Source organism: Candidatus Pelagibacter ubique HTCC8051 (assembly GCF_000472605.1).
GTDB lineage: Bacteria > Pseudomonadota > Alphaproteobacteria > Pelagibacterales > Pelagibacteraceae > Pelagibacter > Pelagibacter communis_B.
Genome location: NZ_KI421440.1, coordinates 1,107,732 through 1,128,415, shown reverse-complemented (window position 1 = coordinate 1,128,415; position 20,684 = coordinate 1,107,732). Strand labels below are relative to the sequence as shown.

Sequence of the window (20,684 nt, the reverse complement as noted above, 5' to 3'; positions counted from 1 at the left end):
ATAAAAATTTGATTCAACACAGAATTTTTTTCTGTGCATAAATCAAGCGTTTAAGGGCGTGTAGTGGATGCCTTGGCACTGAAAGCCGATGAAGGACGTGATATACTGCGATAAGTTTCGGGGAGCTGTATGTAAGTTTTGATCCGAAAATTTCCGAATGGGGAAACCCACCACTTTATGTGGTACTTTAAACTGAATACATAGGTTTAAAGAGACAACCTGGAGAACTGAAACATCTAAGTAACCAGAGGAAAAGAAATCAATTGAGATTCCGTTAGTAGTGGCGAGCGAACGCGGACTAGGCCAGTAGTTTTGTTAAAAAAATTTGAATAGTTTGGAAATGCTAACCATAGAGGGTGATAGTCCCGTATGAGTAATGTTTAACAAAATTCTTGAGTAAAGCGGGACACGTGAAATCCTGCTCGAATATAGGGGGACCACCCTCTAAGCCTAAATACTCTTCAGTGACCGATAGTGAACTAGTACCGTGAGGGAAAGGTGAAAAGAACCCCTATTAGGGGAGTGAAATAGAACCTGAAACTGCATGCCTACAATCAGTCGAAGCTCTTTTTAGAGTGACGGCGTACCTTTTGTATAATGGGTCAGTGACTTAATTTATAAAGCAAGCTTAAGCCATCTAGGTGTAGGCGCAGCGAAAGCAAGTCTTAATAGGGCGATTAGTTTTATGAATTAGACCCGAAAACGAATGAGCTTACCATGAGCAGGTTGAAAGTTGGGTAACACCAACCGGAGGACCGAACCAGTTGACGTTGAAAAGTCTTTGGATGACTTGTGGTAAGGGGTGAAAGGCCAACCAAATTCGTAGATAGCTGGTTTTCCGCGAAAACTATTTAGGTAGTGCGATGAATAAATAGACGTTTAGAGGTAGAGCACTAAATGGGCTAGGGGGAAGAGATTCTTACCAAACCTAATAAAACTCCGAATGCTAGACGTTGTTCTTCATCAGACAGACTGTGGGTGCTAAGGTCCATGGTCGAGAGGGAAAGAGCCCAGACCACCAGATAAGGTCCCCAAATTATGATTAAGTGTGAAAGGATGTGGAAATTCCTTAACAGCCGGGAGGTTGGCTTAGAAGCAGCCATCCTTTAAAGATAGCGTAACAGCTCACCGGTCTAATAGAGTTTCTGCGCCGAAGATGTAACGGGGCTAAAATCATATACCGAATCTGTGGGTTTATAAAACTTTCGAGTTTTATAAGCGGTAGCGGAACGTTCTGTAAGCCTGTGAAGGGATACCTGTGAGGGATCCTGGAGGTATCAGAAGTGCGAATGCTGACATAAGTAACGATAAAAGAAGTGAAAAACTTCTTCGCCGAAAATCCAAGGGTTTCTGCGCAAGGTTAATCCGCGCAGAGTTAGTCGGCACCTAAGGCGAGGGCGAAAGCCGTAGTCGATGGAAATAAGGTTAATATTCCTTAACCAGATGGTAGTGACGGATCTTGTAAGTTGTGTACTCTTAATGGATTGAGTATGCCGCGAAAAGGTTCCAAGAAATAGCTCCATCATTAGACCGTACCCTAAACCGACACAGGTGGATTAATAGAGTATATTTAGGCGCTTGAGAGAATGATGTTGAAGGAACTCGGCAAAATGCTTCCGTAACTTCGGGATAAGGAAGACCTGTTTTTAGGCAACTAGAGATGGGTGGCACAAGCCAGGGAGAAGCGACTGTTTATCAAAAACACAGGGCTCTGCTAACACGTAAGTGGATGTATAGGGTCTGACGCCTGCCCGGTGCTGGAAGGTTAATGCGGTTGGTGCAAGCTAACTTCTGAAGCCCCAGTAAACGGCGGCCGTAACTATAACGGTCCTAAGGTAGCGAAATTCCTTGTCGGGTAAGTTCCGACCTGCATGAATGGCGTAACGATTTCTCCGCTGTCTCCAACATCAACTCAGTGAAATTGAATTCTCCGTGAAGATGCGGAGTTCGCGTAGTTAGACGGAAAGACCCCGTGCACCTTTACTGCAACTTTACATTGGTATTAGGAAAAACATATTTAGTATAGGAGGGAGACATTGAAGCAAAGGCGTCAGCTTTTGTGGAGTCACCAGTGAAATACCTCTTTTGTTTTTCTTGATATCTAACTGATTGCCGTCATCCGGCATCAAGACATTGTATGGTGGGTAGTTTGACTGGGGCGGTCGCCTCCCAAATAGTAACGGAGGCGTGCGAAGGTAGGCTCAGAACGGTCAGAAATCGTTCGTAGAGTGCAATGGCATAAGCCTGCCTGACTGTGAGACTGACAAGTCGAGCAGAGACGAAAGTCGGTCATAGTGATCCGGTGGTTCTGAGTGGAAGGGCCATCGCTCAACGGATAAAAGGTACGCCGGGGATAACAGGCTGATACTGCCCAAGAGCTCATATCGACGGCAGTGTTTGGCACCTCGATGTCGGCTCATCACATCCTGGGGCTGGAGCAGGTCCCAAGGGTTTGGCTGTTCGCCAATTAAAGTGGTACGTGAGCTGGGTTCAGAACGTCGTGAGACAGTTCGGTCCCTATCTGCTATGCGTGTAGAAGAATTGAGAGGAGTTGACCCTAGTACGAGAGGACCGGGTTGAACATACCACTGGTGGACCGGTTGTAGCGCCAGCTGCAGTGCCGGGTAGCTAAGTATGGAAGAGATAACTGCTGAAAGCATCTAAGCGGGAAACTCACCTCAAAACTAGTTCTTCCTATAGAGCCGTGGTAGACCACCACGTTGATAGGCTGGATGTGGAAGCGCAGTAATGCGTGCAGCTGACCAGTACTAATAGCTCAATTGGCTTGATTTATGCACTGAAAAAAATTTTAAAATTGATTAAATTATTTATTTTTTATAAACCCTCAACATAAATTAATGTTGAGGGTTTATTGTTTGTAAAAGAGACGCATTCAATGGGCTTTTGTAAAAGTGTTAATTTTTTCTCATTTTTAAACCTTTGGAGCTTAGATATTTTTTTACATCAAGGGGTGTAGTTTCTGTAAAATGAAAAATACTCGATGCTGCAACTGCCTGGATATTGGTTTCTTTTATCACTTTGTAAATATCTTCTGCACTACCTGCGCCACCAGAGGCTATAATAGGAATGTTGGATGATTTGTTAATTTTTTTTATTGTTTCGATATCATAACCATTCATCATCCCATCATGATCAACAGATGTTAATAAAATTTCTCCTGGTTTATTTTTTTCAATTTTTTCTATATATTCAAATAAATCAATTTTTGTTAATTTTTTTTCTGCATTTAAAAAAATTTTTTTATTTCCATTTTTATCTTTTTTATAATCAATTGATAAAATAATGCATTGACTTCCAAAATGCCTAACTGCATCATTTATTAATTGATAATTTTCTAAAGCAGCACTATTAATTGAGACTTTATCTGCTCCTCTTCTCAATGTTTCTTCTATATCTTCGATACTTTTAATGCCCCCACCAACAGTTAAGGGCATAAAGCATTCATCTGCAAAGTCATCAATTAAATTGAAATCTATTTTTTTATTTTTATAAGCCACAATATCTAAAAAAATTATTTCATCTACACCCCTAAGACTATAAAGCTTAATATTTTGAAATACTGATCCAACAGTTCGCCAGCTATTAAATTGCTTGCCTTTTACCAGATTTGATCCATTATATAGAAGAGAGGGTATAATTCTTATCTTTAACATTCAATATCAATAAAATTTTTAATTAATTGTAGTCCAGCTGTTAAACTTTTCTCAGGATGAAATTGGACACCAAAAATATTTTTTTTACAGACTGAAGATACGAATGTATCTTCATATTTTGTTGTTGTTAAAATATCATCATTATCTTCACAAACAAATCTATAACTATGAACAAAATAAAAATCTGTTTGATTTTTGATATTTTTAAGAATAGAATTTTTTTTGTTTACCTTTATTTCATTCCAGCCAATATGGGGTAGTTTTAATTTTGTTTCTTTCATTTTTTCAATATTGCCTGGTATTAAATTGAGACCATTTTCTTTTCCATTTTCAAAACCTGTAGTTGCTAAAACTTGCATACCAAGACAAATTCCTAAAATAGGGGTATTGTCATCAAGTGCTTTTGATATTATCAAATCAAAGAGGTTATATTTTTTTAAATTATTAACTCCTATTTTAAATGATCCTTGACCAGGAAGAATAATTTTATCTGCGCTGTTTATTATTGTTGGATCTCTAGTAACAATACCTTTAAAGCCATGATAAGTTATTGCACTATTAACAGAGTCTATGTTTCCACAGCTATAGTCTACAATTACAATTTTGCTCATTAAAAAAATTCTGAATTATTAAGAATAAGATTTTGATTTTCGTCTTTTATTAATTCATTTTTATTATTACACTTAAAAAGTTTTTTGTTCGTAAATTTATCACAAATTAAATTAAATTCGTCTAAAGAGCAGTCAATTTCTTCTAAAATTTCTGATAATTCAATCCCTAAATAAGTGGATGGAAATTTTCCACCAAATTTTTTCACAAGTTTTTTTGCTTCATTCCTAGTTATTCTGTTTCGTCTTATTTTCCAACAACACCAATCTGTTGTCCTATCATAACCAAACTTAAGAAATTTAAAATAATCATGAATTCTCATTTGAACATTGTCTAAATTTTCATAGTCAACAATAGATCCTTCCACATTTGTATGATATTTTTTAAAACCATTTTTGATCGAAATAACTGCATTTTCCTCACCATCCCATGGAAAAAAATGTCCTAGAAATATTCCTATTGTTTTATTTTTTTTAATTTCCTCATTTTCTGGATAAGTATAAAGGTATAAATCTTTTGGATTTATAGACATTAAATCAGCAATGTCAGTAGTTCTAAGACCAAGCAAACCACCAAACTCTTCTAGCCACGATCTGTCAAGTATGTGATTATCTTCTTTGTATAGTGGTCCACCATTTTCATTTTGAGGGTTCTCACCCCACACAATTATTGGTATTTTAAATTGAACTGCAATTCTAATTGGAATAGTAAAAATTGTTATATGTTCTGCCCAAGAAATATCACCAACTGTCTCTAAAGTGAATTTATTAATTTTTCTTCTGATAATTGGATTGGTGGAAACCTCAATAAAGTCTACACCAATTTTTTTAAGATTTTCAATATTATATCTGCCTAAATCAGAGAGTTTATCAGTCGAAGCATTCACACACAAAGGTTTGTAGCCCAACTCTAGAATTTTTAATGTTTGATAAGTACTATCCTTACCACCACTACAAGGAATTACACAATCATAGTAGCTTGACAAATTTTTATTTTTTTTAAAAATATCATGAAATTTTTTTTTTCTTTCTACCCAGTCTATTTGTTTTCTTTTTTCAAAAAAGTAACATGCCGAACAAATATTTTTGTCATAAAACTCTAAATCAGGTTTTGTGAATGGCATTACACATTTTTGACAATATTTAATCTGATTTGAAGAATCTTTATTATTTTGTAAATTCATTAGATTTTTCTAAGCTTTTTTTGTGATTTCATTTTACAAAAATTTTTTTTAATAGTTTATACTTTTTTTTTATAATAAAAAATTATAAAATTTTTACTCTTTTTCTTAAATTTAAAATTATTTTTAATTACCATAATTAATGAAGGAATATTATTTTCATCAATTGAAGCAGAACAAATTTTAAATTTTTTTCTTTCTAAAAACTTTTTAAGTGATAATTCCCCTAAGTTTTTACCTCTATATTTTGAAGATATTGCCCATGAAAGAATTGGTATTTTTTTTTTTTCATATCGGATGTAACCAACTCTTTTTTTTTGATGGTTAATTATATAAATTTCCCTTTTTTTATTATTTGAGCACCACTTTCTATGATTGGTCATTGAAATTATTTGGGAATTTTTTGAAAATTTTCTAACTAATTTTTCATTTCTAACTTTTAAAATAAAATCAAGATCAATACTATTTGAGGTAGTCTTTATTAAATTAATCATAATTAAAATATATCTTTCCAAAAAATAGGCTCATTTTTATTTATATTTTTTTTTAATTTTTTGTTTATGATTTTATTAAAAAAAGATGCACAAATACCTACTTTAGGTCTTAGGGTTTTTAAATCATCTTTATAAATCTTTTTATTTTTAAACAATTTTTTTTTTGCATAAATTGACCTTCGAAAATAAAGGTTTTCTTTATTAATCTTTATTTCTTTTTTTTGAAATGAGCTTTTAAAAATCTCTTCAGATAAATTTCTAATTTCATTTATATTTTTTGGTAGAATTGAGAACTTGCTATCTTGGGATTTATCATTTTTTTTTAGCTTCATATGTTTTTCAATTGCAACAATACCAAGAGTTGTGGCACAAAGAGAAGATACTACTCCATTAGTATGATCTGATAATCCAATCATATTTTTTTTAAATATTCTTTTAAGTTCTTTAATTCTATTAATGTTTGAATTTTCTAATTTTGTTGGATATTCAGAAACACAATGTAAAATAATTACTTTGTTATGGTATTTATTAATAACTTTAAGAGATTGTTCAATTTCTTTTATAGTACTTAATCCCGTAGATAGAATAATTGGCTTTTTTGTTTTCGCAATTTCATTGATTAAGTTTAAATCTGTAATTTCAAAAGATGATACTTTATATAAATTAACCTTTTTTTTTTCTAAAAATTTTAAAGCTTTAATACTAAATGGAGTACTAAATAAGCTTATTTTCTTTTTTTTGGCAAGTTTAAAGGCCTCATGGTGCCATTCATATGGTGTACAAGCTTTTTTATATAAATCCCAAAGTTTTTTACTTTTCCATATTCCATGTTTAATCTTAAAGTTAGAATTCTTTAATGTAATATCATCAGGTTCATAAGTTTGAATTTTTACAAGATCTGCGCCATTTTTTGAAGCAGCTAAAATTAATTCAAGAAATCGTTTTTTACTTCCAGCATGGTTCCCAGAAATTTCTGCAATCACCACTGGCCTTTTTTTATAATCAAAATAAATATCTTTATTAATCTTAATTTTCATTGAATTTTTTTGCATTAAGCATTAATTATAAACTTATTATATAGCTATTATTTCAACATTATGAAGAAAATTAATCACAAAATAATTATCAAAGAAATTGAAAATATACGAAAAAAAAACAATGAACAATGGATGAAGATAATGACTATTGCTTTTGATTATGCTCCCAAAAAAGCTGGAAATGTTTTGAAAAAAATTAATTCTAATGATATGAAAATTTCTGCCTTAGTATCTAAATTAGCTAATCAATAATGAGAATTGATTATGGCAAACAAAAAATTTTTTCTAAAGATATTTCATTAACAAAAAAGGCATTAAAAAAACCATTCCTCACACAAGGAAAAAATGTAAATCTGTTTGAAAAAAAAATTCAGTCATTTTTAAAAGTAAAGCATTCAATAGTATGTAATAGTGGAACATCAGCAATCCATTTGGCTTTATCTGCAATTGAGCTAAAAAAAAATGATATAGTTTTAATGCCTGCTATAAATTTTATAGCAGCATATAACATGTCATTATCTTTAGGTGCTAGAGTTTATTTAGTAGATGTTAATCCCATCACAGGACAAATGATGCCTGAAAACTTATTGAAAGTTATAAAAGAAAATAGATTAAAAAAAATCAAGGTAATAATAACAATGTACCTTGGGGGTGCTCCAGAAAATATTTTAAGTTTTTATATGATTAAAAAAAAATTCAAGTGTTTTTTAATTGAAGACTCGTGTCATGCGTTTGGATCGTCTTATAAAATAAATAAAAAAATTTACAATATCGGATCGTGCACACACTCTGATATTTCTACTTTTTCTTTCCACCCATTAAAAACTATTACCACAGGAGAGGGGGGTGCAGTAACAACAAATAACTCAAAAATTGCATCAAAAATCTTATTGTTGAGATCTCATGGTCTTTTTAGAAAAAATATTAAAAAATATTGGGATTACCAAGCAAAGAGTATTGGATTTAATTATCGATTAAGTGATATTAATTGTGCTCTGGGTGTTTCTCAAATGGGTAGTATTCAAAAAATTATAAAAAAAAGAAATAAAGTCGTAAAATTATATAAAAAAAAATTATTAAAATTGAAAAAGTTTATTAGTCTTCCATTATACTCAAAAAATATATATTCTTGTTGTCATTTAATGTTAGTTTCAATTAATTTTGATAAATTAAAATCTAATAAAGAATTTTTTTTTGATTATATGAATAAAGAGCTTATTTTTCCACAACAACATTACATACCTTTATTTAAGGTTTGTAAAAAAAAAATTGATAAAAAAAAATTTGTTAATACGTTAGAATTTTTTAAAAAAAGTGTAAGTTTACCTATTTTTTTTTCTATAACTACTAAACAGATTGATAGAGTTGTGAACTCAATAGAAAAGTTTATTAAGATTAATTTAAGAAAAAATGAAAAATTATTTTAAAAATAAAACTATTCTTATCACTGGAGGCACAGGTTCTTTTGGGAAAGCCTTTGTAAATTATCTTATTTCTAAAAAAATCCATTTAAAGAAAATAATTGTTTATAGCAGAGACGAGTTTAAGCAATTTGAGATGGCAAAAGAATACCCTGTCGAAAAATATCCTTTTATGAGATATTTTTTAGGTGACGTTAGAGATAAAGATAGACTTGATAGAGCATTAAATGGTGTGGATATTGTTATACATGCCGCAGCATTAAAACAAGTTCCATCAGCTGAATACAATCCAATAGAATATATAAAAACAAATATATTAGGTGCTCAAAATATTATTGAAACTTCACTAGATAATGGTGTTAAAAAAGTTATAGCCCTATCAACTGACAAAGCAGCTTCACCTATAAATTTGTATGGAGCAACCAAATTGTGTTCTGATAAACTTTTTGTAGCTGCGAATAATATTAAAGGTAATAAAAATATTTTATTTTCAGTTATTCGATATGGAAATGTAATGGGTAGTAGAGGATCAGTAATTCCTTTTTTTATGAACATTAAAGGAAAAAGTTTCTTTCCAATTACAGACTCAAGAATGACTCGTTTTAATATTTCATTATTTGAAGCAACAGAGTTAGTTGCTTGGTCTATCAAAAATTTAAAAGGTGGAGAAATATTAGTTCCAAAAATTCCATCATATAGAATAATTGATGTGGCTCATGCTGTATGCAATAAAACAAAAAAAAAAATAGTAGGTATAAGACCTGGAGAAAAAATTCATGAAGAAATGATCACTTCCAGTGATAGCCAAGATACCTATGATTTTGGAAGTTATTTTGCAATTATTGCCCCTAATTTTGTAAATAATTATAAAAAAAATAAACTAAAAAAAGTTAAGTCAGGATTTTCTTATAATTCAGGGGACAATACTGATTTTTTAACAATTCCTGAAATAAAAAAACTAATAAATAAAATTTAATTTTTATTTGTGAATATTGCAATCATACCAGCTAGACAAGGAAGTAAAAGAATTAAAAATAAAAATATGAAATTATTTTTTAAAAAACCAATTATTTATTATACAATTAAGATGCTCAAAAAATCTAAAATTTTTGATCATATTATTATCACTTCAGATAGTAATAAAATATTGAATTATTGTAAAAGGCAAGGTTGTGATATTTCGGTTAAAAGACCCAAAGACCTATCTGATGATCAAACAACTACTCATGCGGCTATAAAGCATGCTTTAAAAAAACTGGAAATAAAAAATCAAAATGACGATAAAATTTTTTGTATTTATCCATGCAACCCGCTGCTTCAAATAGCAGATATAAAAAAATCTATTACTATTTTAGAGGAAAATAAAAAAAATTATATCTTCACTGTTTCAAGGAACTCAAATATGTTTACAAATTCTATCTTTTTAAACAAACTAAATAAAGTTAGATTAGTCAAAAATAAAACTATGTTAAATAAAAACAGTTATACAGATGCAGGTCAATTTTATTTAGCTCATTACAAAACTTGGAAGAATCATTCAAATATACATAAGAATGGAGTATGTCTTGAAATTCCTGAATGGAGAGCTGTCGATATAAACTATACAAGTGATTGGAAAAAAGCTGAAATTATCTTTAAGTATTTGAGCAATTTATCCAAATAATATCCACTATCTATGTAATAAAATATTATTGAGTTACAGAACTTTTTTGGTCAAACATTTATTCATTTCAATACAGTATAGTTAAGCTTACTCTCTAAATAGGAAATCCCCATTTGATTAAAAAGAAAACTCAATTGAAAAAAAGGTTTTTTGAGATATATAAAATGATATAAAATTAATTAAATATTAATTATTTAAATTAAAATATAAATGAAAATTCCATTAAATATTCCAAGCGTTAGCAATTTAGAAAAAAAATACGTCACCGAAGCAATAAATCAAAACTGGCTCTCAATTAATGGAAAAAATACTAAAATTTTTGAGAAAAAATTTGGCATTTTAGTTAAAAGAAAATTTACACTTGCAGTACAAAGTGGTACAGCCGCACTACATGCAACTTTAAAAGGGCTAGGTATAAAAAAAAATGATAATGTGATTGTTCCTGATTACACATGTGTCTCTAATTTATCAGCAGTTTCCCAGTGCCAAGCAAAAGCAATATTGGTTGATTTAGAGAGAGATACACTTGGTTTAGATTATGAAAAAACAAAATCTGCTATATTAAAATATAAACCTAAAGCATTACAATTAGTTCATGTTTATGGTTTTCCAGCAAGAGATACAATTAAAATAATTAATTTATGCAAAAAAAAAAAAATTTTTGTTATTGAAGATGGAAGTGAGTCACTTGGTGCTGAACTAAAAAATAAAAAAATAGGATCATTCGGAGATGTAAGTGTTTTTTCTGTTAGATCTGAAAAAATGATTGGTGTTGGTGAAGGTGGAATAATTACAACAAATAATAAAAAAATTTATGATAGAATTAAATTAATTGCATCAAGAAATTCACCTTATAGATCCACCAGAGATCCTTACTGGAAAAAATATTATACCTCTGGGGAGGGTTATAATTATTTGATGCCACATTTGTTGGGTTCAGTTGCAAGAGCACAAGTAGAAAGGTTTAAAAAAAAAATTTTACTAAAAAAGATTAAAGTAGGGGCATTATATAGAAAAATATTTAAAGAAAAAAAAATTACCTTTACTCAAAAAATTTTACCAAATCATAAGCCAGTTTTTTGGTTAAATAGTATCTTTTTTAAGACCTTATCCGAAAAACAAGTTCAAAAAGTAGGAGAAGGTTTAATGAAAATAGGCATAGAAGTTAGATCAGGTTTTTGGCCGCTTCATGATATGCCTAATTTTTTATCAATAAAAAATAAAAAAAAAGAATCTGCAGAAATTTTTAGAAAAACTTTAGTTTTACCTTCTAGTTATAATTTGAATGAAAAAGATATTAAATTTATTTATAAAAAAGTTGTACATTTATTAAATAAATATAGTTAAACGTAAAATAATTCTAAACATAATGTTAAGTGAATATTTAGCTAATTATAAAATATTAAAACAGTTTGTTAACCATAATTATAATATTTTTTCTAATCAAAAAAATAATAATCAAATTTTCCTTGTAGAATTTCATGGATGGCAAGGAATTCACATTGCATTTTCATATCTTATCAATTTTTTTTTGGCAAAAAAAAATTTCAAAATTGTAGCATTTGAAAGTTATAATATATTTAATCATAATAAAAATACTTTTTTAAATAAATTAAAATGGGTAATTGGAAAATTTTTAAAACTCAGAAATTTTGGTATATATAAATCTTTTGGCGTAAGTGATTTTATAAAACCACAATATAATAATTTTTTAGAAAAAAAAAGTCTTAAAAAATTAAAAATATTTTATAAAAATAAAAATAATCTAAGAGATTTAGAAAATTTAAAAGTAGAAAATATTTGGATTGGTGATTTGATCTATGACTCATATTTGAAAAAATTTTCTACTCATACAATTGATCTTAATTCTAAAGATTTTAAATTTTTTTTCTTCCAATGTTTGTGTAATTTTTATTTTTGGAATAATTATTTTGAAAAAAACTCTATAAAAGGAGTCTTGGTTGCACACTCAGTCTATATATCTGGGATACCACTAAGAATAGCTAATAAAAAAAATATTAAAAATTTTTATTTTACAGGGTCTAATATTGTTAATGGGACAAATAGAATTGTTTATAAAAATAAACAAAATAATACAGATATTCATTTTAGATTTTATAAAAAATTATTTCAAAATTTCTCAACTATAGAAAAAAAAAAAAATATTCAACTAGGTAAAAAATATTTAAGAGAATTGATTGAAGGAAAAAAAAAATATTTTTATCTCAAAAAAACAGCATTTAAAAAAAAAAAACTTTCCAATAAATATTTCAATAAAAATAATAAAAAACTTAAAGTAATAATTTATCCCCATCTCTTTACTGATAGCCCCCATGTATATGGCAACCATTTTTTCCCTGATTTTTTTGAATGGTTAAAATTTTTGGAAAAAGTGATTAAAAAAACAAATTATAATTGGTATATAAAACGACATCCAAATGAGGATAAAATAACTAGAAAAATAATCAAATTATTTATTAAGAAAAATCCTAATGTTAAATTGTTACCTAAAAATTTTTCAAATTTCTATATTAGTAAAGCAAAAATTAATTTTGCTTTAACACTTTATGGAACAATTGGAAGTGAGTTACCAGGGTATAATGTAAAGGTAATAAATGCCTCAATAAATAATCCACACTTTGACTATAATTTTTGTATTAATCCAAAAAATATTACAGAGTATAAGAAAATATTATTAAATTTAAATAGTAATACTTTCAAAATTAATAAAAGAGATCTTTATGAATTTCATTATATGAAAAATCATTATTCAAGTTTTAATGATTATATATTTTCTAAAGTTGAGGACTATTTTAAGTATGCAAAAAAAAGGCAAATTTTTCTTACAAATAAAAGTTACAAAATATGGTTAGAAAATTTTTCAATTCAAAGACATAAAAATATAGTTAAAATGATTGAAAAATTTGTTGTTTCAGGTGATTATATGATTTTTAAATCACATAAGTAAAAAAAATTTTGATAATTTTTTACTCAACTCGTTGATAAAAATTTAAAATTAGATTATTGTTCTTCCACCATCAGCAATTAAGTTATGACCTGTCATATATTCTGAAGCATCACTACATAAAAAAACAATAATACCATTATACTCTTTTTTATTAGCCATTCTACCCAGTGGTATTAATCTACAAATTTTTTTAACAAAATTTTTATTTTGGTTATGAAAGACTCCTCCTGGACTGAGACTATTGCACCTTATGTTATCTTTTCCTAGTAATGAGGCGTAGTATTTAGTTAAACCGACTATTCCATGTTTTGTAACTGAATATGAAACTGGTTTAGTATAATTTTTGATATTTGAATATATCCTCTGGTCTGGAGCTATTATTGATAAATCAGAGGCAATATTTATAATATTTCCTCCTTTATTATTGATCATATTCTTTGAAAATATTTCAATTATATTTTTTACTGAAGTTAAGCTTATTTCCAAATCATCTTTCCATACATCTTTATTTCTTATAGATGGTGGAGGGTTATTTGCTGCATTATTTATTATAGTGTTAATAAATATTTTTTTTTTGTTTAGATGTTCATTTAATTTAAGTAATTTATTTTTATTAGATATATCAATATTGAATTCATTAAATCTATTTAGCTCTTCATTGTTAAATCTAGCTTTAAGTTTATTAATTTTTTTTTGATCGATATCTATTACAAAACAATTTGCTCCTGATTGAATTAATGATTTTGTAAACTCACCACCCAACAAGCCTCCTGCACCAGTTATAAGAATATTTTTATCATTTAAATCAAACATCAATTAGTATTTCCATCAACTTTAATATCAACACCAGTAATATAATTACTATTTTTTGAAATTAAGAAATCAATTACATTAATTATATCTTGTGTTAGACAAAATCTTCTTAAAGATACATTTGCGTTTATAAATTTTTTTATTTTAGCTTTATCAATAATATATTTTTTATACCAATTATTATTTTTTTGAAATATATGTCCAGGTGATACTGAATTAATAATAACTTTCTTTTTTGCTAATTCTTTTGAGATTTGATTAGAATAATTTATTAAGGAATTTTTTGCTAACGAGTAAGCAATTGGGGCATTACCTTTAAAATATCCAGCTATAGATGCTATTGTTATTATTCTTAAGTTCTTAAAGTTTTTTTTATTAATCAAGACTTCTATTGGATTTATTGCTGTAAATAAGTTTTGCTCATATGCTTTTTTATAATTAATATATTTATTGTTAATAGTATATTCAGTTTTACCACTACCCGCATTACAAATAAGATAATTAATTATTTTTTTTTCTTTTTTTATTTTTGAGAATATATTTTCTACTTCTTGAAGTATACTTAAATCACATTCATAGACTTCCAAATTTTTATTATTAATTTTCTTTTTTATTTCCATTAGCTTTAGTTTATTTCTTGCTAAAACAATCACATTAATTTTCTTTTTAAGAAAGTACTTTGTAATTTCTATACCTAACCCATAAGAACCACCACATATGACTACATTTTTTTTATTTTTCATGAATTTTATTTTTAATAAAACTTAAATTCTTTAATGTTTCGTTTTTTACCTTTTTTCCATTTTTTGGCATATATGTTTGTAAAATTAAATTATTTTTATATTTTATCTGTGAAAGATATTTGAATAATAATTCAAAATCAACGTCCCCCTTTCCAAGAGTAGTAGTTTGTCCACCTTTTTTTCGATCTTTAATATGAATATTAAGCACTCTGTTAAAGTAATGTTTTTCATCATCAAAATTATACCCAAAAAATGCTGAGTTGCCTGTGTCATAATTTATACCAAATGATTTATCTAAACTATCTATAAAAGAATTAACTTTTTTTGGTAATAAATCTACTTCAAATAAAATTTTTGTTTTCTTTAGGTTATTATTTTTTTTTAATAATTTAAAATAGTTAACTATTTTTTTTTGATTTTCTTTTTTAATACTTGAGTTGTCAACTAGTGGTATCACTATAAATTCAATATTCAATTGATTACAAATATTTAAAAGTTTAAGTAAAAAATTGTTTGTTTCTTGCTTTTTTTTACTCCAAACTGGTTTTTGCATAAAAAAATCAGCAGTAATTGAGTTTAATTTGATATTATTTTTTTTCAAAATTTTTTTAACAAGTATTGGTTTTTGAATTAGTGGGTTTGATAAAAAATTTTTATAATCTAAAGTCCATTCTATATATCTAATTTTATACTTCTTTGCTAAACGAATTTCTTTTATCCAGTTTGTCCATGGAAAAGACTGTATTCTAGATTTGATTTCTCTTGGAACCAATCTACCTTGCATAATTCCTATTTTTTCCAACATCTTAATTTTATAATAATTTTGCAATTTTTAAATCAATTGGATTATTGATATCATGAGTCTCTTTTTTATTTTTAATCTCGATACCTAGTATTTTTCCAGTCAACATATCTTTTTTTTTAATAAAATTTTTATACTTTGAGATTATTATTAGACCAATAGGTTTATATACACTATCTAGGTAGTGTCTGTTGAAATTAGTTGCCGAAAATCTAAACTTTAATTGATTATCTTTTTTTCTAATAACATAGTCAGGGTGAGAAGTGTCTTGAATTTTAACAATTGAAATAAGAGAGTCATATTTTTTATTTTTTAATAACATATTTATAGCTTTGGAAAGAGTTTCTTTTTTTCTAAATAAATATGTTGGTTGTAATTCTATAACATAATCAAATTTCTCATTAATTTCTTTTAGAGTGTGTAGTAAAGCAAGATTTGTTTGAGAGTTTTTTTTTGATAAATTTTTGGGTCTTAATTTTTCACACCAAGCATCTTGTTTCTTTGATAAATTTTGAATTTTTTTAGAGTCAGTAGATACAGCAACCTTAGTAACTTGCTTAATACTTTTTGCAACTTGAATACATTTTTCGACAAGAGATTTACCATTAATTTTTTTTAAATTTTTATATTTTATACCTTTAGAGCCAATTCTTGCAGGTATTATTACTATTATTTTTTTTCCCATTTTGATTATTTTTTTTGTTTTAATTGCTTACTAATTTTGTTATTTAAACCGATGACTTTCCTTATAGCAGAAATTGGTATAAATCATAATGGTGACATGAGTGTTGCAAAAAAACTAATTGATGAGGCTCAAATTGCAGGATTTGATGCTGTCAAATTTCAAAAAAGAAATATTGATAAAGTTTATAGTAAAGAAATTTTAGATTCCCTGAGAGATAGTCCATGGGGAACAACTCAAAGAGAACAAAAGAAAGGTTTAGAATTTGATAAATCTCAATATGAAGAAATAGACAATTATTGTAAAGCCAAGAATATGATTTGGTTTGCATCTGCATGGGAGACAGATAGTCTGGAATTTTTAGATCAATTTGATTTAAAGTATAACAAAATTGCGTCAGCAATGATTGTTGACTCTAATTTTTTGTATCAAGTAGCTTTAAGAAAAAAACATACGTTTATTTCAACTGGCATGTCAACTATTGAAAATATTGAGAATGCAGTGGATATTTTTAGAAAAAATAATTGTTCTTTTGAGCTAATGCATTGTGTGTCAACCTATCCATGCAAACCAGAAGACGTTAATTTAAAAGCAATAAATTCATTAAAAGAAAAATTTAATTGTAAAGTGGGTTACAGCGGACATGAAAATGGAGTGGTAATATCACTTGCAGCATACACTTTAAATATATCTTCATTAGAAAGGCATATAACTTTGGACAGAACAATGTACGGCTCTGACCAATCAGCATCACTTGAAATTAAAGGCATGAGAGAGCTAATTAATGGAATTAAAAAAATTGATAATTCATTAGGAGATGGAAAATTAGGTTTAATTTTAGATGATGAAAAAAAAATAGCACAAAAATTACGATCTCATATTTTGTAATTTAAGTAAAAATGATAAATCTTAAAAAGCATATTGCTAATTCAATAAATTTAAGAAAAAAAATTTTTAAATTTTCAAAAGATATTAACTTTATAATTGAAAAGATTTACAAATGCCTAAAAGATAATAATAAAGTATTTATTTGTGGAAATGGTGGGTCAGCTGCGGACGCACAACATATTTCAGCAGAGTTTTTAGTCAGATTAAATCCAAAAATAAATAGAAAATCATTTCCTATAATCTGTTTAGGTAATGATATGACATATCTTACAGCATGTGGAAATGATTATGGTTTTAATGAAGTTTTCTCAAGACATTTATCAGGTTTAAATAAAAAAGATGAAAACAATATTTTAATATGCCTCTCAACTTCTGGAAATTCTAAAAATATAATCAATGTTCTTAAAAAAGCTAAATCAGAAAAGATATTTTCTATAAGTTTCCTGGGCAAAGGAGGAGGGGGGGCAAAAAAAATATCTGATAAGTCAATAACGATTTTAACAAAAAATACTGCTTTAATTCAAGAAGAGCATATGTTTTTAGCTCATTACATCTTAAATGCTGTTGAAAAGAAACTACTATCAAGAAATTAATTTTTAATGCAAAGAATATTGATTTTAATCACAAATGATAATTTTGTTAGAAATTATATCAATACGGGTGCTTTTAATGAAATAGAAAAAAATTTTAAATGTTTTTTTGCTACGAACAAAGAATTAAAGATTAAACTCAAAAAAAAAAGAATGTTTACATATTCACATGATAATGATGATAAAAAAAAATATGGTAAAATTTGTTTAAAGCAAACTTTTTTAAATCATAATATTTCAAAATCAGTCAATTTTTTGATTAACAAGTATTTACAAAACAAGATTTGGTGGACAGAAGAAAATTTTTTTAGAAAAATTATTAATATACCAAAAAGAATAATAGTAAAATTTTATAAAACTTTTCTTTATTTATTTTTATCAAGTTTTATTGGACAATTATTTTTTAAAAATAAAAAAATAAAACTAAAAAAAAATAAGGAATTAGAATATGCAATTGATATTGCAAATCCAGATTTAGTTATAATTCCTACCCAGGGTCAGGATATTGGAGATTATGATATGATAAGAATCTGCAAAGAAAAAAAAATTAAAACCCTAAGTTTAATTGATAATTGGGACAATTTATCCTCAAGAGTGATGTTAAAACCTTACGCTGATTTTTTTGGTGTATGGGGTGAGCAAAGCAAAAAACATGCTATCAAAATTCAAAAAATAAAAAAAAGTAAAGTTTCAATAATTGGTACTCCGAGATTTAATGAATATAAAAGTTTTCAAAAAAAATCTTTATTTAATTTTCAATATATTTTATTTTTTGAGGCATTTGGTCTAACTGACAATTTAGATGAAATATTAGACAGATTAGAAAAAATTCTTAATACCCGTTTATTTAAAAAATATAAATTAATTTACAGACCACATCCTTGGAGAAACGACAACAATATAATTAATATTAAAAAATATAAAAACATAATTATAGACCCACAATTAAAAAAGAATTATTTAAACAAAAAATTTGATTCATCTATTCAGCCAGAGTTATCATATTATCCAAAGTTAATTTCAAATGCTAAATTCATAATTTCTGCTCCTACAACGATGGTTATTGAATCTCTGATTTTTAAAAAAGATACTATTGTGCTTGGACACAAATCTAACACAGTTTTTGATCACTATAATCATGTTGTGAAATTAGATCATTGTGATGATATTGAAAAGATTGATAACTTACAGTTATGTTGGAATTTGGACGATTTATATCAAATATGTAAAATATTAATTCTAAAAAAAAGTAAAAAAAAAAATTTAAAAAATAAGAATTCGTTAAAATTAGATTATTTTATCTATCAAAATAAAAGCTCATACGGAAAAGATTTATTAAGTCTTGTCAATAAAATAAACTAATGAATGTCTACTTAAAAGGTTATAAATTAATTAAACATAAGTTTAAGCACACTATTTCAATACTATTATTTTTTAGTCTAATAGGTGCATTTTTAGAGGGTCTTGGTTTAGCCTTAATACTCCCAGTTGTCGAACTATTAACTAAACCAGATGAACTTTTAAACAACTCATATTTTAATTTCTCTTCTTTCTTTAAAAAAAATATTACGTATGAAGATACTGTATATATTTATATATCAATATTTTTTATTATTTTTTTACTCAAAAATATATTTTTAATTTTAATTGGTTACTTTCAGTCAAAAATATTGCTGGGTATAAATTTTTATCTTTCAAACACAATATTTAAAAGTTTGTTAAGTCAAAACTTCTTAAATTTATTAGAGGAAAAATCTTCTACTATTATTAGAACTATGATTTCACAAACCAATATTTTTTCTTTAAATTTTATCCATAGTATTGCGGTAATTGTTGCTGAATTACTTACTTTTTTTTTTATATTGTGTGTTATTTTCTTTGTTACTAATAAAGAATTATATTTAGTTATTTTTTTGTTATTATTCATTTTATTTTTGTATTGGTTTTTTTTTAAAAAAAAGATTTATGAACTTTCAAAAAAAACAGAAATGGAAGAAATTAATAGATTAAGAAATTTAACAAATGGAATAGATTCAATTAATGAGATAAACATTTTTAATATTAAAAATTATTTTATTCAAGATGATAATCAAATCAATATTAAGCTAATAAAATTAGCATTAACAACTAGCTTAATAAGAATATTTCCAAAAGGAATTATTGAAATTGTTTTGATATTATGTTTTTCGTTATTTGTTATATTTACAATTAGTAACGATCTTAATTTTATAGACTATCTACCCTCAATAGCAGTGTTGGCTGCGGCCTTATTCAAATTTATACCTACTCTTAATAAAAGCATGATTGCGATTCAGAGAATAGGTCAGTCAAAACCTATTATAGAAAATATTGTTAATAAATTGAGTCTTATAGAAAATAAAATTTTACCTACCATTAACAACAAAAATTTTAATCACAAATTTGAATCATTGGTTTCATTAAATGATTTAACTTTTACATACCCAAATACTGATAAAAAGATATTTAATAAATTAAATTTTAATATAAAAAAAAATCAAAAAATAGGAATATTTGGTAATACGGGTTCTGGTAAATCAACTTTAGTAAAAATTTTAATGGGTATAATACCAGCAAATTCAGGAAATATTACAATTGACAAATATAATATAAATGAAAATGTAGAGAGCTGGCATAAATTGATTAGCTATATTCCACAAAAAATATTTTTATTTGAGTCAAGTCTAGAAAATAATATTAAACTTTTTGATAATGATAACAGTGAAAAATTTAAAGATATAATCGATAAAGTTTTTAGAGATGTTAAAAGTTTTGATAAATTATCTTCTAGTGTAAGCAACAATCCTTCTAAATTATCTGGTGGTGAGATTAAAAAGGTTGGAATAGCAAGGGCACTATTTAAAGATCATGAAATCTTAATAATTGATGAAGGTACAGCAGGATTAGATAAAGAATACTCAGAATATATTATCTCAAAAATATTAAATTTAAAAAAAACTATTATATTTATAAGTCATGATATGAGTCAGTTAAAAAAGTTTAATGATATTTATAAGTTAACTGAACAAGGTATCCAGAGAGTCTCCTAGCTAACTTTGTAATTTTTTAAAAAATATATGATCAAGTTTCTTTTAAAAATAT

19 protein-coding genes and 1 rRNA gene are annotated in these 20,684 nt (G+C 26.9%); 11 read left to right on the top strand and 9 right to left on the bottom strand.

Annotated features, from left to right (window positions below):
- Positions 1-40 precede the first annotated feature (40 nt).
- A 23S ribosomal RNA gene (locus F754_RS0106085) occupies positions 41-2,793 on the top strand.
- 122 nt (positions 2,794-2,915) lie between these two features.
- Here the strand turns inward: F754_RS0106085 and hisF are convergent.
- The 5 genes from hisF to F754_RS0106060 are packed head-to-tail and all read right to left on the bottom strand — an operon-like array spanning position 2,916 to position 7,009.
- Positions 2,916-3,674: an imidazole glycerol phosphate synthase cyclase subunit gene (gene hisF, locus F754_RS0106080; RefSeq protein WP_023649031.1), complete on the bottom strand. Its 759-nt coding sequence runs from the start codon at positions 3,672-3,674 to the stop codon at positions 2,916-2,918.
- Complete coding sequence (gene hisH, locus F754_RS0106075) at positions 3,668-4,285, bottom strand: imidazole glycerol phosphate synthase subunit HisH (RefSeq protein ID WP_027303481.1); 618 nt, start codon at positions 4,283-4,285, stop codon at positions 3,668-3,670. Before hisH ends, hisF begins: the two co-directional genes overlap by 7 nt.
- On the bottom strand, positions 4,285-5,466 hold the full coding sequence (locus F754_RS0106070) for an N-acetyl sugar amidotransferase (protein ID WP_082254673.1): 1,182 nt from the start codon (positions 5,464-5,466) through the stop codon (positions 4,285-4,287). The genes hisH and F754_RS0106070 overlap by 1 nt, the downstream gene beginning before the upstream one ends.
- Positions 5,467-5,522: 56 nt before the next feature.
- Positions 5,523-5,957, bottom strand: a complete 435-nt coding sequence (locus F754_RS0106065; protein ID WP_155242596.1) for a GNAT family N-acetyltransferase — start codon at positions 5,955-5,957, stop codon at positions 5,523-5,525.
- A 2-nt stretch (positions 5,958-5,959) separates the two neighbouring features.
- The gene (locus tag F754_RS0106060) at positions 5,960-7,009 is read right to left on the bottom strand and encodes an N-acetylneuraminate synthase family protein (RefSeq protein ID WP_023649027.1); all 1,050 of its coding nucleotides are present in this window, start codon (positions 7,007-7,009) and stop codon (positions 5,960-5,962) included.
- Between the two features lie 45 nt (positions 7,010-7,054).
- Here F754_RS0106060 and F754_RS0106055 point away from each other — a divergent pair, with 45 nt between their 5' ends.
- The 6 genes from F754_RS0106055 to F754_RS0106030 all read left to right on the top strand — a co-directional run bounded on the left by F754_RS0106055 (position 7,055) and on the right by F754_RS0106030 (position 13,046).
- A complete protein-coding gene (locus F754_RS0106055) occupies positions 7,055-7,246 on the top strand; it encodes a hypothetical protein (protein ID WP_023649026.1) in 192 nt (63 codons plus the stop codon).
- Positions 7,246-8,421, top strand: coding sequence for a DegT/DnrJ/EryC1/StrS family aminotransferase (locus F754_RS0106050; protein ID WP_023649025.1), 1,176 nt, complete (start codon positions 7,246-7,248; stop codon positions 8,419-8,421). The genes F754_RS0106055 and F754_RS0106050 overlap by 1 nt, the downstream gene beginning before the upstream one ends.
- Complete coding sequence (pseB, locus tag F754_RS0106045; RefSeq protein ID WP_023649024.1) at positions 8,405-9,391, top strand: UDP-N-acetylglucosamine 4,6-dehydratase (inverting); 987 nt, start codon at positions 8,405-8,407, stop codon at positions 9,389-9,391. The genes F754_RS0106050 and pseB overlap by 17 nt, the downstream gene beginning before the upstream one ends.
- Before the next feature lie 9 nt (positions 9,392-9,400).
- A complete protein-coding gene (locus tag F754_RS0106040) occupies positions 9,401-10,078 on the top strand; it encodes an acylneuraminate cytidylyltransferase family protein (RefSeq protein WP_023649023.1) in 678 nt (225 codons plus the stop codon).
- A 210-nt stretch (positions 10,079-10,288) separates the two neighbouring features.
- Positions 10,289-11,425: a DegT/DnrJ/EryC1/StrS family aminotransferase gene (locus F754_RS0106035; RefSeq protein ID WP_023649022.1), complete on the top strand. Its 1,137-nt coding sequence runs from the start codon at positions 10,289-10,291 to the stop codon at positions 11,423-11,425.
- A 22-nt stretch (positions 11,426-11,447) separates the two neighbouring features.
- Positions 11,448-13,046: a hypothetical protein gene (locus F754_RS0106030; protein ID WP_023649021.1), complete on the top strand. Its 1,599-nt coding sequence runs from the start codon at positions 11,448-11,450 to the stop codon at positions 13,044-13,046.
- Between the two features lie 48 nt (positions 13,047-13,094).
- Here the strand turns inward: F754_RS0106030 and F754_RS0106025 are convergent, their stop codons facing one another.
- From F754_RS0106025 to F754_RS0106010, 4 genes are read right to left on the bottom strand one after another with little or no spacing between them, the layout of a single operon-like run.
- Positions 13,095-13,859, bottom strand: coding sequence for an SDR family oxidoreductase (locus F754_RS0106025; RefSeq protein ID WP_023649020.1), 765 nt, complete (start codon positions 13,857-13,859; stop codon positions 13,095-13,097).
- A complete protein-coding gene (locus F754_RS0106020) occupies positions 13,859-14,602 on the bottom strand; it encodes an SDR family oxidoreductase (RefSeq protein ID WP_023649019.1) in 744 nt (247 codons plus the stop codon). The genes F754_RS0106025 and F754_RS0106020 overlap by 1 nt, the downstream gene beginning before the upstream one ends.
- Positions 14,592-15,407, bottom strand: a complete 816-nt coding sequence (locus tag F754_RS0106015; RefSeq protein ID WP_155242595.1) for a TIM barrel protein — start codon at positions 15,405-15,407, stop codon at positions 14,592-14,594. Before F754_RS0106015 ends, F754_RS0106020 begins: the two co-directional genes overlap by 11 nt.
- A gap of 7 nt (positions 15,408-15,414) precedes the next feature.
- Positions 15,415-16,089 (bottom strand): acylneuraminate cytidylyltransferase family protein, encoded by a 675-nt coding sequence (locus F754_RS0106010; RefSeq protein ID WP_023649017.1) that lies wholly within the window; start codon positions 16,087-16,089, stop codon positions 15,415-15,417.
- Between the two features lie 51 nt (positions 16,090-16,140).
- On the opposite strand from F754_RS0106010, the gene F754_RS0106005 reads away from it, so the two are divergent.
- From F754_RS0106005 to tadA, 4 genes are read left to right on the top strand one after another with little or no spacing between them, the layout of a single operon-like run.
- On the top strand, positions 16,141-16,974 hold the full coding sequence (locus F754_RS0106005; protein ID WP_023649016.1) for an N-acetylneuraminate synthase family protein: 834 nt from the start codon (positions 16,141-16,143) through the stop codon (positions 16,972-16,974).
- A gap of 11 nt (positions 16,975-16,985) precedes the next feature.
- Entirely contained in the window at positions 16,986-17,567 is a 582-nt protein-coding gene (locus F754_RS0106000; RefSeq protein WP_023649015.1) for an SIS domain-containing protein, read from the top strand.
- Between the two features lie 6 nt (positions 17,568-17,573).
- On the top strand, positions 17,574-18,926 hold the full coding sequence (locus tag F754_RS0105995) for a hypothetical protein (RefSeq protein ID WP_023649014.1): 1,353 nt from the start codon (positions 17,574-17,576) through the stop codon (positions 18,924-18,926).
- Positions 18,926-20,632, top strand: coding sequence for an ATP-binding cassette domain-containing protein (tadA, locus tag F754_RS0105990; RefSeq protein ID WP_023649013.1), 1,707 nt, complete (start codon positions 18,926-18,928; stop codon positions 20,630-20,632). Before F754_RS0105995 ends, tadA begins: the two co-directional genes overlap by 1 nt.
- The last annotated feature ends 52 nt before the right edge of the window (positions 20,633-20,684 follow it).

What these genes read in the sequence shown, in the direction of transcription:
- F754_RS0106070 (WP_082254673.1), bottom strand. Translation starts at nt 5,466, where the DNA reads ATGAATTTACAAAATAATAAAGATTCTTCAAATCAGATTAAATATTGT.
- F754_RS0106000 (WP_023649015.1), top strand. Translation starts at nt 16,986, where the DNA reads ATGATAAATCTTAAAAAGCATATTGCTAATTCAATAAATTTAAGAAAA.
- F754_RS0106005 (WP_023649016.1), top strand. Translation starts at nt 16,141, where the DNA reads ATGACTTTCCTTATAGCAGAAATTGGTATAAATCATAATGGTGACATG.
- F754_RS0106010 (WP_023649017.1), bottom strand. Translation starts at nt 16,089, where the DNA reads ATGGGAAAAAAAATAATAGTAATAATACCTGCAAGAATTGGCTCTAAA.
- F754_RS0106050 (WP_023649025.1), top strand. Translation starts at nt 7,246, where the DNA reads ATGAGAATTGATTATGGCAAACAAAAAATTTTTTCTAAAGATATTTCA.
- F754_RS0106015 (WP_155242595.1), bottom strand. Translation starts at nt 15,407, where the DNA reads ATGTTGGAAAAAATAGGAATTATGCAAGGTAGATTGGTTCCAAGAGAA.
- F754_RS0105995 (WP_023649014.1), top strand. Translation starts at nt 17,574, where the DNA reads ATGCAAAGAATATTGATTTTAATCACAAATGATAATTTTGTTAGAAAT.
- F754_RS0106020 (WP_023649019.1), bottom strand. Translation starts at nt 14,602, where the DNA reads ATGAAAAATAAAAAAAATGTAGTCATATGTGGTGGTTCTTATGGGTTA.
- F754_RS0106030 (WP_023649021.1), top strand. Translation starts at nt 11,448, where the DNA reads ATGTTAAGTGAATATTTAGCTAATTATAAAATATTAAAACAGTTTGTT.
- hisF (WP_023649031.1), bottom strand. Translation starts at nt 3,674, where the DNA reads ATGTTAAAGATAAGAATTATACCCTCTCTTCTATATAATGGATCAAAT.
- F754_RS0106025 (WP_023649020.1), bottom strand. Translation starts at nt 13,859, where the DNA reads ATGTTTGATTTAAATGATAAAAATATTCTTATAACTGGTGCAGGAGGC.
- tadA (WP_023649013.1), top strand. Translation starts at nt 18,926, where the DNA reads ATGAATGTCTACTTAAAAGGTTATAAATTAATTAAACATAAGTTTAAG.
- F754_RS0106065 (WP_155242596.1), bottom strand. Translation starts at nt 5,957, where the DNA reads ATGATTAATTTAATAAAGACTACCTCAAATAGTATTGATCTTGATTTT.
- hisH (WP_027303481.1), bottom strand. Translation starts at nt 4,285, where the DNA reads ATGAGCAAAATTGTAATTGTAGACTATAGCTGTGGAAACATAGACTCT.
- F754_RS0106035 (WP_023649022.1), top strand. Translation starts at nt 10,289, where the DNA reads ATGAAAATTCCATTAAATATTCCAAGCGTTAGCAATTTAGAAAAAAAA.
- F754_RS0106055 (WP_023649026.1), top strand. Translation starts at nt 7,055, where the DNA reads ATGAAGAAAATTAATCACAAAATAATTATCAAAGAAATTGAAAATATA.
- F754_RS0106060 (WP_023649027.1), bottom strand. Translation starts at nt 7,009, where the DNA reads ATGCAAAAAAATTCAATGAAAATTAAGATTAATAAAGATATTTATTTT.
- pseB (WP_023649024.1), top strand. Translation starts at nt 8,405, where the DNA reads ATGAAAAATTATTTTAAAAATAAAACTATTCTTATCACTGGAGGCACA.